This window comes from Methylobacter sp. BBA5.1 (assembly GCF_000746145.1).
GTDB classification, from domain to species: Bacteria; Pseudomonadota; Gammaproteobacteria; order Methylococcales; family Methylomonadaceae; genus Methylobacter; species Methylobacter marinus.
This window is the reverse complement of sequence record NZ_JQKS01000056.1, coordinates 1-14,493: the sequence shown is the minus strand read 5'-3', so window position 1 is coordinate 14,493 and position 14,493 is coordinate 1. Positions and strand designations below refer to the sequence as shown.

12 protein-coding genes are annotated in these 14,493 nt (G+C 58.6%); 11 read left to right on the top strand and 1 reads right to left on the bottom strand.

All coding sequences use genetic code 11. The features are described from left to right. Positions 1-93: 93 nt before the first annotated feature. Positions 94-336: an OadG family protein gene (locus tag EK22_RS21140; protein ID WP_036254157.1), complete on the bottom strand. Its 243-nt coding sequence runs from the start codon at positions 334-336 to the stop codon at positions 94-96. Positions 337-583: 247 nt separating this feature from the next. On the opposite strand from EK22_RS21140, the gene EK22_RS21135 reads away from it, so the two are divergent. The 11 genes from EK22_RS21135 to EK22_RS21085 all read left to right on the top strand — a co-directional run bounded on the left by EK22_RS21135 (position 584) and on the right by EK22_RS21085 (position 14,145). Then, the gene (locus EK22_RS21135) at positions 584-1,474 is read left to right on the top strand and encodes a (Fe-S)-binding protein (RefSeq protein WP_036254155.1); all 891 of its coding nucleotides are present in this window, start codon (positions 584-586) and stop codon (positions 1,472-1,474) included. 87 nt (positions 1,475-1,561) lie between these two features. Then, positions 1,562-6,565, top strand: a complete 5,004-nt coding sequence (locus EK22_RS21130) for a 2-oxoacid:acceptor oxidoreductase family protein (RefSeq protein ID WP_036254152.1) — start codon at positions 1,562-1,564, stop codon at positions 6,563-6,565. 153 nt (positions 6,566-6,718) lie between these two features. Next, positions 6,719-8,062, top strand: a complete 1,344-nt coding sequence (gene rsxC, locus EK22_RS21125) for an electron transport complex subunit RsxC (protein WP_036254149.1) — start codon at positions 6,719-6,721, stop codon at positions 8,060-8,062. Then, positions 8,055-9,104 carry an RnfABCDGE type electron transport complex subunit D gene (locus tag EK22_RS21120; protein ID WP_036254146.1) on the top strand — a complete coding sequence of 350 codons (1,050 nt, stop codon included), beginning with the start codon at positions 8,055-8,057 and terminating at the stop codon, positions 9,102-9,104. The genes rsxC and EK22_RS21120 overlap by 8 nt, the downstream gene beginning before the upstream one ends. Before the next feature lie 2 nt (positions 9,105-9,106). Then, positions 9,107-9,808 carry an FMN-binding protein gene (locus tag EK22_RS21115; protein ID WP_020159597.1) on the top strand — a complete coding sequence of 234 codons (702 nt, stop codon included), beginning with the start codon at positions 9,107-9,109 and terminating at the stop codon, positions 9,806-9,808. Positions 9,809-9,819: 11 nt separating this feature from the next. Further along, a complete protein-coding gene (gene rsxE, locus EK22_RS21110) occupies positions 9,820-10,497 on the top strand; it encodes an electron transport complex subunit RsxE (protein ID WP_036254143.1) in 678 nt (225 codons plus the stop codon). 44 nt (positions 10,498-10,541) lie between these two features. Continuing rightward, positions 10,542-11,132 (top strand): electron transport complex protein RnfA, encoded by a 591-nt coding sequence (locus EK22_RS21105; protein WP_020159595.1) that lies wholly within the window; start codon positions 10,542-10,544, stop codon positions 11,130-11,132. A gap of 20 nt (positions 11,133-11,152) precedes the next feature. Next, positions 11,153-11,335, top strand: coding sequence for a hypothetical protein (locus EK22_RS21100; RefSeq protein ID WP_020159594.1), 183 nt, complete (start codon positions 11,153-11,155; stop codon positions 11,333-11,335). A gap of 230 nt (positions 11,336-11,565) precedes the next feature. Continuing rightward, complete coding sequence (motA, locus tag EK22_RS21095; RefSeq protein WP_020159592.1) at positions 11,566-12,420, top strand: flagellar motor stator protein MotA; 855 nt, start codon at positions 11,566-11,568, stop codon at positions 12,418-12,420. A 23-nt stretch (positions 12,421-12,443) separates the two neighbouring features. Next, the gene (motB, locus tag EK22_RS21090) at positions 12,444-13,388 is read left to right on the top strand and encodes a flagellar motor protein MotB (protein WP_020159591.1); all 945 of its coding nucleotides are present in this window, start codon (positions 12,444-12,446) and stop codon (positions 13,386-13,388) included. After that, complete coding sequence (locus EK22_RS21085) at positions 13,378-14,145, top strand: class I SAM-dependent methyltransferase (RefSeq protein ID WP_235209469.1); 768 nt, start codon at positions 13,378-13,380, stop codon at positions 14,143-14,145. The genes motB and EK22_RS21085 overlap by 11 nt, the downstream gene beginning before the upstream one ends. The last annotated feature ends 348 nt before the right edge of the window (positions 14,146-14,493 follow it).

The window sequence follows — 14,493 nt, the reverse complement described above, 5'->3', positions numbered from 1 at the left end:
TCGCTTGATCCGTTGAATAGAAATCGGTGCGCGCCGCCCGTCCCCCACGACGGCGGCTGGCGCGGGCGTTCCGGCGGCGCCGGACGCCGAGCGTTATTTAGGCCGGGTCCGGTATTGATGCACGGCCGCGGCAATCGCGGCGATCACGCCGGCGTCCACGCCCTTCCCGCCGGTCGGCGGCCGGCCCGCGGCCGTGGCCGGCGGCGCGTCCGGGAAATAGCGCTGCACCAGCGCCGACATCAGGTTGATGGCCAGCACCAGCATGGCCAGAAACAGGAAGACGAGGCCCATGCCGACCATCATTAGCTCTATCCCGCTTGTCATCAGTTCTGTCATATTGTGAACCTAAGCTGTATGAAATTATCCGCTCATTATCCATAAAACTCATACGCTAAACAAACTAAGATAACTAAACTGATGTATATTTTCTTCTCCCATCAGCAATACCTTATAACAATCATCAATCATACTTTTCCAAAAAAGCGAATTTTCGTGTAAAGTAACGCTCTCTAGGCTGGCGGTTTTATTTCCTTGTAAAACCTGCCCCAGGTTCGCATTAGTATTTTATTAGAGTCAGTAAAGCATGTTATCACTAGCTAGTATTGGAACCGCTGCCCTGTTTATGATCGCGCTCGGCGTGGTTCTGGCAGTTATTCTGGCTATCGCGAGTAAGAAGTTATTTGTTTATGAAGACCCCCGAATCGATGCCGTGGATGAGATGCTGCCGCAAGCTCAGTGCGGTGCTTGCGGCGTTCCCGGCTGCCGTCCTTTCGCCGAGGCGGTGGTCGCCGGCATCCGAAGCCCCTCCGGCTGTACCGTAAATTCCCCTGAAGCCAACCAATTGATCGCCGATTACATGGGCGTCGACGTAGGCAGCCAGGAAAAGGTCGTCGCCCGCCTGGCTTGCGCCGGCGGCACGCATGTCGCTTATAAGCGCGCCGAATACCAGGGCCTGAAATCCTGCCAGGCGGCATCAGTGATCGCCGGCGGCGGCAAAGGCTGCAACTGGGGCTGCCTGGGCCTGGGCGATTGCGCCGAGGTCTGCGATTTCGACGCCATTTTTATGGATGAGCATGGCCTGCCTATCGTCATTGAAGACAAATGCACGGCCTGTAATGACTGCGTCGTTGTCTGTCCCAAGGATTTATTTTCCCTGCAACCGGTCAGCCATCAATTGTTTGTCGCCTGCAAAAGCCTTGATGAAGGCGACGAAGCGCAGCACGAATGCGAAGTCGCCTGTACCGCCTGCGGAAAATGCGTGGTTGACGCGCCTACGGGCCTGATCGAGATCAAAAATAATCTGGCCGTTATTGATTACTCGAAGTATGAGGATTTCGCAGTCGACCGGACGCCCATAGAACGCTGCCCGACCGGCGCCATCGTCTGGATAGACAGCAAATTGGGCACGACCCGCTCCAGCCACGGCAAGGAATCGAAAAAGATTCTGCGCACGGAATCACTGCCCTTGGGCTAACCGACTTTTTTTCACACTAATCTATATATACAGAGCGTCTGAACCGGACAAGCCGGTCATTGCACGCTTTTACTAAGGAAACCTGAAATGGCTTTTTTCGGCAAAAAAGAAACCAAAACGTTTAGATATCCTGGCATACGCATGGCCATGGACGGCAGCGCGGCCGTCATCATGGTCGAGCGCGAATCCAGCGATGCTGCCGGCGCTTACCCGATCACCCCTTCGACCGACATGGGCGAAGGCTGGGCCGTGGAAATGGCCAATGGCTATCTGAACATCTCCGACAGACCGCTGATTTTTGTCGAGCCTGAAGGCGAGCATGCCGCGGCCGGCGTTACCGCCGGCATGTCGATGTCCGGCCTCAGGGCCACCAACTTCACCTCATCCCAGGGCGCCGCCTACATGCATGAATCCTTGTATGCGGCGGTGGGCAAACGGCTGCCTTATGTCCTGAACATGGCCTGCCGCGCGATCACGAAATCGTCGCTGAACGTGCACTGCGGCCATGACGACTATCACTGTATCGACGATACCGGCTTTATCCAGATGTTCGCCAAGGACAACCAGGAAGCGGCCGATCTGAACATCATCGGCCGGAAAATCGCCGAGATGGCGCTGAACCCCATCGTCGTGGCGCAGGACGGCTTTCTGACCACGCACCTGATCGAAGCGCTGAACGTACCGGAAAGAGCGCTGATCGAGGAGTACCTGGGCCGCCCGGACGACATCATCAACACGCCGACGCCGGCGCAGCGCATTTTGTACGGCCCGACCCGACGACGCATCCCGGAGCTCTGGACGGTCGACAAACCGATGATGTCGGGCGTGGTGCAGAACCAGGACAGCTACATGCAGGCTGTGGCCGGCCAGCGCCCCTACTTCTTCGACCACGTCAGCGTCTTCGCCGACCAGTGCATGGACGAATGGTACGAATTGACCGGCCGGCGCTACCACCGTATCGGCCAATACCGCTGCGACGACGCCGATTACCTGATCATCGCGCAGGGCAGCGTCATTCATACCGCCGAAGTCACGGCCGATTACCTGCGCGAGACTCGCGGCCTTAAAGTCGGCGTCGTCAACATGACCTTATTCCGTCCGTTCCCGGGCGATCTGATCTCGCACGTCGTCAAGGGCCGCAAAGGCATCACGGTCATGGAAAGAACCGACCAGCCGATGGCCGAGGACCTGCCAATCATACGAGAAATCCGCACGGCGATGACCAAGGCCGTGGAAAACGGCCGCTCCGGCAAGCAACCTTTCCCCGGTTACGCCGCTTATAAAAAAGATACCGACTCGTCGCCGCTGTTCTCGGCTTCGTTCGGCCTGGGCAGCCGCGATCTGCAGCCGGAAGGCATTATCGCGGCCGTCGAAAACATGCTGCCGGACGGCAAGCAGAAGAAATTCTTTTACCTGGGCATCCAGTTCGTGCGCGACCGGGCTTATTCGCCCAAACAGGAAATCCAGCAGCAGGCCGTCGTCGACGCCTATCCGCACATCCGCGAGCTGGCGCTGACCGGCTCCGAAAACCCGAACCTGATGCCGAAAGGCGCCATCACCGTGCGCATGCACTCGGTCGGCGGCTGGGGCGCGATCACGACCGGCAAAAACCTGGCCATGACCTTGTTCGACCTGCTCGACTACGAGATCAAGGCCAACCCCAAATACGGCTCCGAGAAAAAAGGCCAGCCGACCACGTACTATCTGTCGGCCGCGCCGGAAAAAATCCGTCTGGCCTGCGAATACGCGTTCGTGGACGTGGTCATCTCCCCCGATCCGAACGTCTTCACGCACTCGAATCCGCTGGCCGGCCTGAAGGAAAACGGCGTCTTTATCATCCAGAGCAGCCTGTCCTCGCCTGAAGAGGTCTGGCGTTCGTTCCCGAAAGCCTCGCAGCAATATATCGTCGACAAGAAAATCAAGGTCGCCTATATAGACGGCTTCAAGATCGCGCGCGAGGAAGCCAAGGACCCCGACCTGCAGTTCCGCATGCAGGGCATCGCCTTCCAGGGCGCCTTCTTCGAGGCGGCGCCGCTGGCGGCCAATCTGAACAAAAGCAAGGACGAGATCCTGCAGGCGATCTACGACACCCTCAACGCCAAATTCGGCAGCAAGGGCAAACAGGTGGTCGAGGACAACTTCAGGACCGTCAAACGCGGCTTCCTGGAAACCCATGAACTCGACGTCAGCGCCATGACCGTCGGCGATGTCGCGCCCTGGGCCGAGAAAAAAGAAGCCACGGCGCCGCTGACGCTGCTGCGCAAGCCGGCCAACGACGATGCCATCTCCGATATCCACCGCTTCTTCGAGCAGACCGGCAGCAACTACATCAACGGCCGCGGCAGCGAAAACCTGGCCGATCCGTTCATGGCGCTGAGCATCGTGCCGGCGGCGACCGGCATTTACCGCGACATGACGCAGATCCGTTTCGAGCATCCGACCTGGATTCCCGAAAATTGCACCGCCTGCGGCGACTGCTACACGGTCTGCCCCGACAGCGCCATTCCGGGACTGATCAATACGGTCGGCGAGGTCTTCGAGACCAACATCAGACGCATCGAAAAGAACGGCAAAACCACCAAGCACCTGCGCCGGGCCATCCGCACCGTGGAGAAAAAATACCATGCCCTGACCGCCACCCGCTCGGAAGGCACGGCCTTGACCCCGGTGTTCAACAAGGCCATCGGCGATACGATCGCCGAATATCCGGAAACGGAGCGCGCCGAAGTCGCGACCGAGTTCGAGTGGTTCAAGGAGGCCATGGGCTCGTTCAAGTTCGCGCTGACCAAGCCCTACCACGACGCAGTCAATAAACGCACGCCCAACAACGGCGGCCTGTTCTCGATCACCATCAACCCCATGACCTGCAAGGGCTGCATGGAATGCGTCGAGGTTTGCGACGACAACGCGCTGGCCGTGACGCCGCAGACTGTCGACAGTGTCAAGACGCTGCGCGAAGACTGGGATTACTGGATGGACCTGCCGACCTCGAATCCGAAATACAGCCGTATCGACGATATCGACGAAAAAGTCGGCGCCCTGACCAGCATGCTGCTGGACAAGAAAATCTACAGTTCCATGAACTGCGGCGACAGCGCCTGCCTCGGCTGCGGCGAAAAAACCATCATTCACCTGTTCACCAGCGCCGTGACCGCGCTCATGCAGCCGCGGGTCAAGAAACAGCTTACCAAGATCGACGAACTGATCGTCGGCATGGAGAAACATATCCGCCTGAAACTGGCGGAGTCGCTCGACGTTAATGATATCGAAGCCATCGAAGCCGCGATCGAAGCGAACAAAAACGTCGACCTGACCCTGACCAAGCTCAGCAGCGCGCTGGATGCCGGCAAGCCGTCCAAGCCGATCGACGCCGCCTGGCTGAAATGGGCCTCGCAGATTTCCGCCAAACTGAAACACCTGAAATGGCTGTATCTGGAAGGCCCGACCGGCAACGGCCGCGTGGAAATGGGCATCACCAACAGCACGGGCTGCACCTCGGTCTGGGGCTCGACCTTCCCGTTCAACCCCTACCCGTTCCCGTGGGCCAACCACCTGTTCCAGGATGCGCCGTCCCTGGCGATGGGCGTCTTCGAAGGCCACATGCTGAAAATGGCGGAAGGCTTCAAGGCCATACGTATGGCGGAACTGGAACTGGCCGGCAAGTACGACAAGGACGAGCACGACCGATTCTTCAAGTACTTCGACTGGCGCCAGTTCACCGAGCAGGAATACCTGATGTGCCCGCCCGTGGTCTGCGTCGGCGGCGACGGCGCCATGTACGACATCGGTTTCCAGAACCTGTCGCGCTGCCTGATCTCGGGCCTGCCGATCAAGGTGCTGATCCTCGATACGCAGGTTTATTCGAACACCGGCGGCCAGGCCTGCACCTCCGGCTTTACCGGCCAGATATCGGACATGGCGCCCTACGGCCAGGAAGCGAAAGGCAAGTTCGAACTGCGCAAGGAAATGAGCCTGCTCGCGATGGCGCACCGGACATCCTACGTCATGCAGGGCGCCATCTCGCATGTCAACCACTTGCTGGAAGGCTACATCGACGGCCTGAATTTCCGCGGCCCTGCCGTGTTTAACATTTATGCCGTCTGCCAGCCCGAACATGGCGTGGCCGATGACGCGGCGGAAATGCAGAGCCGGCTGGCCGTCGAGTCGCGCGCTTATCCGTTGATGACTTTCGACCCGCGCCTGGGCGATACCTGGGAGGAATGCACGTCCATTCAGGGCAACCCGGACATCGACAAGGACTGGACGACTTACACACTTAAGTATGTCGATGAATACGGCCTGGAAGAAACCATGGACGTACCCATGATGTTCGCGGACTGGGCGTTGACGGAAGGGCGCTTCCGCAAGCACTTCAAGTTCGTGCCGCCGTCCCGGTGGACCGACGACATGGTGCCGCTGATCGAGTTTATCGATCTGCCGAAAGAGGACAAAGCCGAGCATGTGCCGTTCATCCATGCCGTGCATCCGGATACGAATACCTTGGTGCGCGTGGTGGTCGATCCGGAAATCGTCCTGTCGACGATCGACCGGCGCGACTTCTGGCGCACCCTGAAAGGCATCGTCGGCGCCAACCGGCCCACCATAGACCTGAAGGCCATCGCCGATCAGGCCAAAGCGGAGATGGCCTCCAGCATCGCCGCCAACCTGGTGACTATGGCAGGCGGCGGCGATGCCGGCGCCTTGACCGGCCTGCTGGCCAAGACGGCCGCCGCGGCCGCGCCGGCACCCGTCCCTGCCGCGCCCGCGGCACCGGCCTCTGCCGCTCAGGCAACACCGGCCGCAGCGCCCGCCGCGCCGGCGCCCAAGGCCGCCGCCGGCGGGCACGAGCCGGTCTGGATCGAAACCCCCGATTGCACGACCTGCGATGAATGCGTCGATATTGCGCCGGCCATCTTCCAGTATAATGCCGACAAAAAAGCCGTTGTCGTCAATCCGACAGCCGGCACTTACGAACAGATCGTGAAAGCGGCGGAGAAATGCACGGCCGTGATCATTCATCCCGGCACGCCCTGGAACCCGGATGAGCCTAATCTCGAAAAGCTCATCAAACGGGCGGAGAAATTTCAGTAAGGCACGGGCCGGAAACGTTTGTCAGACCATTTTTCACCACGAAGAGCACGAAGGTCACGGAGCAAAGAGCACGCTTCGTGCCCTCGTGCTCTTCGTGGTTTACGGACACGCTAATTCCCTAGCGTCGTTGTGATTTTTATACCAGTCAGGACTATGAGTTTATTGAAACTGTTCGGCAGAAAAACCTTCCCCAAGGGCATACATCCTGTCGAATACAAAGAACAGACCAGCGCCAGGCCGACCCGCCGGCTGCCTTTCGCGCCGCAAATCATCGTGCCTTTGTCGCAGAATATCGGCAAGCCCCCGATCGCGATCGTGCGCAAAGGCCAGCACGTTGAGCGCGGCGAGGTGATCGCCGTCGCCGACGGGGCGCTGTCCGTGCCGCTGCACGCGCCGGTCACGGGCACCGTCAAGGACATCGAACTGATGCCGACGCCGTCCGGCAGCAAAAAAGACTGCATCATCATCGACACCCAACCCAGTTCGTCGCAGATTCCGATACAGGGCGAAGCGCGCGACATTGAAGCCATGAGCCGCGATGAACTGATCCAGGCCGTCAAGGATACCGGCATGGTGGGCCTGGGCGGGGCCAGTTTCCCGACCCATTTCAAGATGACGGTGCCGGAAGGCAAGCAAGTGCACACGGTCATCGTCAACGGCTGCGAATGCGAGCCGTTCATGACCACCGATCACCGCGTCATGCTGGAAAACGTCAACAACCTGATTCTGGGCATCCGCATCGCGATGAAATGCGTGGACGCCTCCAGGGCCATGATCGGCGTCGAGGACAACAAGCCGGACGTTCTGGCCGCAATCAAGCCGCATTTGCCCGAGGACGGCAGCATCACGATCGAAGCCGTGGAAACGAAGTACCCGCAGGGCGCCGAGAAAATGCTGGTGTATTCGCTGCTCGGTCTCGAGATTCCGGCCGGCGGCCTGCCGGCCGACATCGGCCTGGCCGTTTTCAACGTCGCGACACTGGCCGAAATCGGCCGCCTGCTGCCGCACGGCCAGGGGCTGATCGAGCGCGTCGTCACCATTACCGGCGATGATCTGGAAAAGCCCGGCAATTACCTTGTGCCGATCGGCACGCCGCTGCGTTATATCCTGCATTACGCGGGCTTCACCGGCCAACAGGCCGAGTTGATACTCGGCGGCCCCATGATGGGATCGGCCGCCGCGTCGCTGGATACGCCGGTGACCAAGGGCACCGGCGCGGTCCTGGTGCTCGACCAACGCGCCACCAAAAACGACGACATTCTGCCGTGCATCAAATGCGGCAAGTGCCTGCAAGCCTGCCCGATCAACCTGAATCCGTGCGAACTGGGCCAGCTGGCGGCCAAGCGCCGCTATGACGTCATGGAGGAACAGTATCACCTCAATGACTGTTTCGAATGCGGCTGCTGCAGTTATGTCTGCCCGTCCAATATTCCCTTAGTGCAGTACTTCAGAATCGCCAAAGTACTGAATCGTGAAAGGCGCCTGAACAATGGCTGAAAAATCCCCCAAAATCGATATCCGCACCTCGCCTTATATCCGGCGCGCGCCGACCGTCACCGAGATCATGCGCCATGTGGTCTATGCCCTGCTGCCGGTCTGCGCCTATTCGATTTACCAGTTCGGCATCAGCGCCCTGGCCTCCCTGATCACGACCACGCTGGCCTGCGTCGCGACCGAGCATTTTTTCTGCCGCATGGCCGACAAACGCTCGACCATCGGCGACTGGAGCGCCGTCATCACGGGCCTGCTGCTGGCCCTGACCCTGCCGCCGGGCTTTCCGTTGTGGATGGGCGCGGTCGGCGGCTTTGTCTCGATCGCGCTGGGCAAGGCCCTGTTCGGCGGCCTGGGCTTTAACGTCTTCAATCCGGCGCTGGTCGGACGGGCCTTCGTTCAGGCGGCATTTCCGGTCGCGATCACGACCTGGACGCCGGCGTTTGCCGTGAACCGCTTTAACGAATTCATCCCGTCCACGCTGGCCGTCCCGTTCATGTCGCCCGCGCCTACCGCTGAATGGACGCTGAAAACGGCCGTCGACGGCTTCACCGGCGCGACGCCGCTGGCGCTGATGAAATTCCAGGGCGTCATGACCGATGCCCAGGATTTGTTTCTGGGCACGGTCGCGGGCTCGGCCGGCGAGCCCTCGTCATTGCTGATCCTGCTTTGCGGCCTCTATCTGGCCTATAAAAAGATGCTCGACTGGCGCATTACCGCCGCCGTCATTTTCGGCACCGCGATCACGGCCGAAGTTTTTTACCTGCTGGACCCGGCCAAATACCCGAGCCCCGCCTTTATGGTCTTTTCCGGCGGCCTGATGTTCGCGGCCGTGTTCATGACCACCGACATGGTATCGTCGCCGGTAACACCGTGGGGCATTTTCATTGTCGGCGTTCTGGTCGGTTTTCTGACGGTCGTCATTCGCCTGTTCGGCGCCCTGACCGAAGCGGTCATGTACGCCATTTTGTTCGGCAATGCCGCGACACCGATTATTGAATCGTTCACGCAACCGCGTATTTTCGGCGCGCGCAAAGGCAAGGATTAAACATGAATACTCCCGAACCGCCAATTCCGGCGCTGCCTTCCAGCACCACGTTGATCGGCAAACTCGGCGTCGTGGCACTGATATCGGGCCTGCTGGTGGCCATGGTCTACGAATACACGAAACCCATCATCGCCGAAAATCAACGCGCCGCGCTGGAAGGGGCCCTGTTCAAGGTACTGCCGGCCAGCGCCGAATCGCGCCTGACTTACCGCCTGCAGGATGACCGGCTCGTACGAGTCCCGGACAATACGCCCAATAATGGCGACCTGTTCTATGCCGGCTACGACAAAGACCGTAAACTGGTCGGCATCGCCTTGACGGCGGCGGCGCAGGGTTATCAGGATACCGTCAGGATCCTGTACGCCTATGACCCGTACAACAGCTGCATCACCGGCTTTGCCGTATTGAAAAGCACGGAAACACCGGGCTTTGGCGATAAAATCGATAAAGATCCGGCATTTCTGGAAAATTTCCAATGCCTGGACGCCAAGGTGAACGACGAAGGATCAGCCCTGGCCCATGGCATTAGAACGGTACGTCACGGCACCAAGAAGAATCCCTGGGAAATCGACGCCATTTCCGGCTCCACGATTACATCGAATGCCGTCGGGCGCATGCTTGACAAGAGCGGGCAACTCTTCCATCCCGTCATTGCCAAAAATTTAAACCTGCTGGAAAACGCCCAGCCGGCAACCCAACCTTAAAGAGGTGACCTATGTCGACGCCTGCCACTAAACAAGAAACACCGCTGACCCTGGAAACGTTTACCGCCGGCCTATGGAAGGAAAACCCCATCTTCGTCATGATGCTGGGGCTTTGCCCTACCCTGGCCGTGACCAACACGCTGATCAATTCGCTGGCCATGGGCGCGGCCACCATCTTCGTGCTGGTCGGCTCCAATGCCCTGATATCGGGGCTGCGCCATTTCATCCCCAAGCAGATCCGCATCACGACCTACATCATCATCATCGCGACCTTCGTGACGCTGGTCGATTACCTGATTCAGGCCATCAGCCTGGATCTGTACAACGCCCTGGGCGCCTTTATCCAGCTGATCGTCGTGAACTGCCTGATCCTGGGCCGCGCCGAAGCCTTTGCCTCCAAGAATTCGTTCAACAAATCCGTGGTCAGCGCCGCCGGCATGGGCGTGGGCTTTACCTTTGCCCTGGCCTGCCTGGGCAGCGTCCGGGAACTGCTGGGCTCCGGCAAGCTGCTCGGCTTTCAGGTGTTCAGCGACAATTTCGAACCGTGGGTGGTCATGATCCTGCCGCCCGGCGGCTTCATCGTACTGGGCAGCTGGCTGCTGCTGTTCAAGTGGCTGGAGCAACGCCGGACCCGGAAAATCATTCGCACCGATGCCGCCACGCATTGCACGGTCAGGCAGAATCCTTGATCGGCTTGAAACCTCGGCCTTATTAACGACTGGAGCGACCCGTCATGCAAACCGAATCATTAAGCTATTTATTTTTAAGCGCTTTTTTAATCAATAATTTCGTATTGGCGATGTTTTTAGGCCTGTGCCCGTTTGTCGGCACGTCGGCGAAACGCAATACCGCCATCAACATGGGCATGGCCACCACCTTCGTGATGCTGATCAGCTCCGTCTGCGCCTATGGCATCAATGCCGTCCTGACCCGGTACCAGCTGGAATTTCTGAGGCTGATCAGCTACATCGCCGTTATCGCCGCCGCGGTGCAGTTAGTGGAGATGATCCTGAAGAAATTCAGTCCGGTCCTGTCCAGGGCCTTGGGGATTTATCTGCCGCTGATCACGACCAACTGCGCGATATTGGGGGTGGCTTTGATCCAGACCGCCAAGGGCTATGATTTCATGCAGTCGGTGGCGTTCAGCGCCGGCGCCGGCGCCGGTTTCGCCCTGGCCCTGATTCTGATGGCCGGGCTGAGGGAAAAACTGGAACTGGCCAACATGCCCGGCATTACCCAGGCGGCCGGCCTCAGCATGATGCTGGCCGGCATTCTGTCCCTGACGTTTATGGGCTTTGCAGGCTTGGGCGGCAGCGCGGCCTGACTTCGCAACAGGAGCATTCCATGATCAACTTTTTAATTGCGTTCGGCGTTATTTTTTCCCTGATGCTGGGCTGGATTCTGGTGCAGCAGGCGGCCCGTAAACTCGCCGCCAAATATCCCGAATACGGCCCGGCCAAGGAAGAAGGACTAGGCTGCGGCAAGAGCTGCGGCTGCCAGGCTAACCGTTGCGAAAACAAGGACTAGGCCTGGCTATGTCAAACACTCCCGTTCTTTCGGCCTTGAACCTGGCTGAACCGCTCTTTGCATGGCACCCGCCCATCCGCCGTTAACAACATATGACGCCGAACCGCCGGACTCAAACGAATTCCTTAACGTCGCGCGGACTGCCGGCCTTTTGCCCGCCGGCGACGCGCAAACGAAACGGCCCGGCTTGTCGCTTATTTCCTTAATATCATCCTGAAGAGAACAATTGCATGTTTGTCATTATCGGTTATATCCTCGTCATCGGCGGCGTCATGGGCGGTTATCTCGGTGCCGGCGGCCATATCGGCATTTTGATACAACCTTTTGAAGTTATCATAATCGTCGGAGCCGCCATCGGCGCCTTTGTCGTGACAAACAGCCCCAAAGTGATAAAGGCGACCCTGGCCGCAATCGGCACGGCCTTGAAAAGCTCAAAATACAATAAGGCGTTTTACATGGAAACGCTGGTACTGCTGCATAACGCGTTTGTCAAAATTCGCCAGCAAGGCCTGCTGGCTATCGAAGGCGACATCGACAATCCCGAAGCCAGCCCTCTGTTTTCGGCGGCGCCCAACGTACTGGCCGATCACCATGCCGTGGAATTCATCACCGATTACCTGCGCCTGATGGTAAACGGCACTTTTGACATTCACCAGATCGACAACCTCATGGATCTGGATATCGAAGCCCATCACGAGGAAGGCACCCTGCCGATCACGGCGCTGGCGCGACTGGCCGACGGCATGCCGGCGTTCGGCATTGTCGCGGCGGTCATGGGCGTGGTGCATACCATGGAATCGGTCAACCAGCCGCCGGCGATATTGGGCGGGCTGATTGCGGCGGCCCTGGTCGGCACCTTTCTGGGCATTCTGATTTCCTACGGTTTCATCGGTCCGCTGACCGGCAACCTGGAACAGAAACTGGGCGAATCGACAAAGTACTATCAGAGCATCAAGGCCGGCATCATCGCCTCCATGAACGGCTATGCGCCCTCCACGGCGATCGAATTCTCGCGCAAGACGATGTTCTCGGCCGAGCGCCCGCAATTCGCCGAGCTTGAGGAACACCTCAAGAATAACAAATAGTCCATTCCCCGACGGTAATCCTAATGGCCGACAATCAAACCATCGTCATCAAAAAAATAAAAAAGAACAGTCACGGTCATCATGGCGGCGCCTGGAAACTGGCTTACGCGGATTTTGTCACGGCCATGATGGCCTTCTTTCTGCTGATGTGGCTGCTCGGCATGGTTGAACCGGAGATCCGCCAGGGCATCTCGGAATATTTTCAGGATCCCTGGAAACCCTCGATGCGGGGCGGCGACAGCACCGGCGATGCGACCAGCCTGATTCAGGGCGGCGGCGAGGACATCACCCAGTCCAGAGGCCAGGTGAAACTGACCAATCAGGGCCGGCAGGAGACGATTGCCGATGCCAGCGACAAGGATGCCGAGGAGGAATTGAGGCGTCTCGATATCAACCACCTGAAGGAACTGAAGGACAAGATTGAAAAAATGATCGAAATCTCGCCGCTGCTGAACCAATTCAAGAACCAGCTGAAGATCGATATCACCTCCGAAGGCTTGCGCATCCAGATCATCGATCAGGACAAGCGGGCGATGTTCCGCACCGCCAGCGCGAAAATGGAGCCTTACGCGGCCCAGATCATCGATCAGCTGGCGCCGGTGATCAATGAACTGCCGAACCGGATCAGCATCTCGGGCCATACGGACAGCCTGCCCTTCCCCGGCAACGGTCAGGGCTACACCAACTGGGAGTTATCCACCGACCGCGCCAATGCCGCGCGCAAGGAACTGGTCCGGGGCGGCTTGAAGGCCGAGAAAATGATGCGCGTGGTGGGCCTGGCATCCAGCGTGCCCCTGGAAAAAGATGACCCGCTGGCGCCGACCAACCGGCGCATTGCCATTATCGTCATGAACAAGCAAACCGAGGAAGCCCTGGTCAGCAATGCCAATATAGACGATTTTTCCCAGACCAAATTACAGCCAGCCCCGGCTTCGCTGCCCGCCGAAGCCGGCCAGCTTGAGCACTGACCGGCCCATGCGCATGCCTGTCCGGTCCGCGGCCTTGCTGGCGCAGGCCGGCGCCGTGCTGCTGGCATGGCTGATATTCGAGACGGCGGCTTTCTTCGGTCTGTTGTTGCCCCTATGGGCGATTGCAGCCACGCAAAGCGCTGCCGCCGTGCTGCTTAGCCGGCTGTTGCACCTGCCCGTCTGGTGGCTGCCGGTTCAGGCGCTGTTTATACCGGCCGTGCTGTTCGCCTTGCATCTTGACCTGCCTTCCGGCTATTTTCTGACCGGCTTCGTCCTTTTCTGGCTGATATTTCGCAGCAATGCGCGCGAGAGAGTGCCGCTTTATTTTTCCACCCAGGCGACCGCCGAGGCGCTGCTGGCCCTGCTGCCGCCGAACAGGCCGGTGGCTTTTCTGGATTTGGGCTCCGGCCTGGGAGGACTGCCCGCTTATCTTGCCGCGCATAGGCCGGACAGTGTCTTTCATGGCGTTGAATCGGCGCCGGCGCTTTTCGGGATCAGCTGGCTGCGGCTAAGAAAGCGGGCCAACGCGCAGGTTCGCTATGGAAGCTTGTGGCAGGAAAATCTGGCGCCCTATGATCTGATTTACGCCTTCCTCTCGCCTGAACCCATGCCCGAATTATGGCGCAAGGCCAAAGCCGAAATGCGCCCGGGCTCCTTGCTCGTCAGCAATTCTTTTTCCGTGCCGGGCATGACCCCGACCCGGACCTTATCGTTAAACGATCCGCGCCGCACCCGCCTGCTGATCTGGACGCTGTAGGCGCTAACCTGAATATTTCACCACGAACGACTTGTATGATTAAAACCAAGCAACTTAACGCGTTTTCATTAGAATAGGAATTCTAGTGAAAAAAGGCTGAGGTAGACCGACACGACTTAGGTGTATTTAATAACATCGTCATGCAGCAAAGATCGCTTCAGCCTACTTTTTAAAACTCGAACAGTTGTCAGGAACACGTTGTGATTCCGTATTTTACAAGAATGAGTGCTAAAGGTAATTATTATGTCAGACCCTATAGAGGTTCAATCAGCGCCTATCAAAAAATTGCAGATGATTGGTGTTGATGTTGCTAAACAAAAGCTTGATGTCTCTGTTGACGACAACACC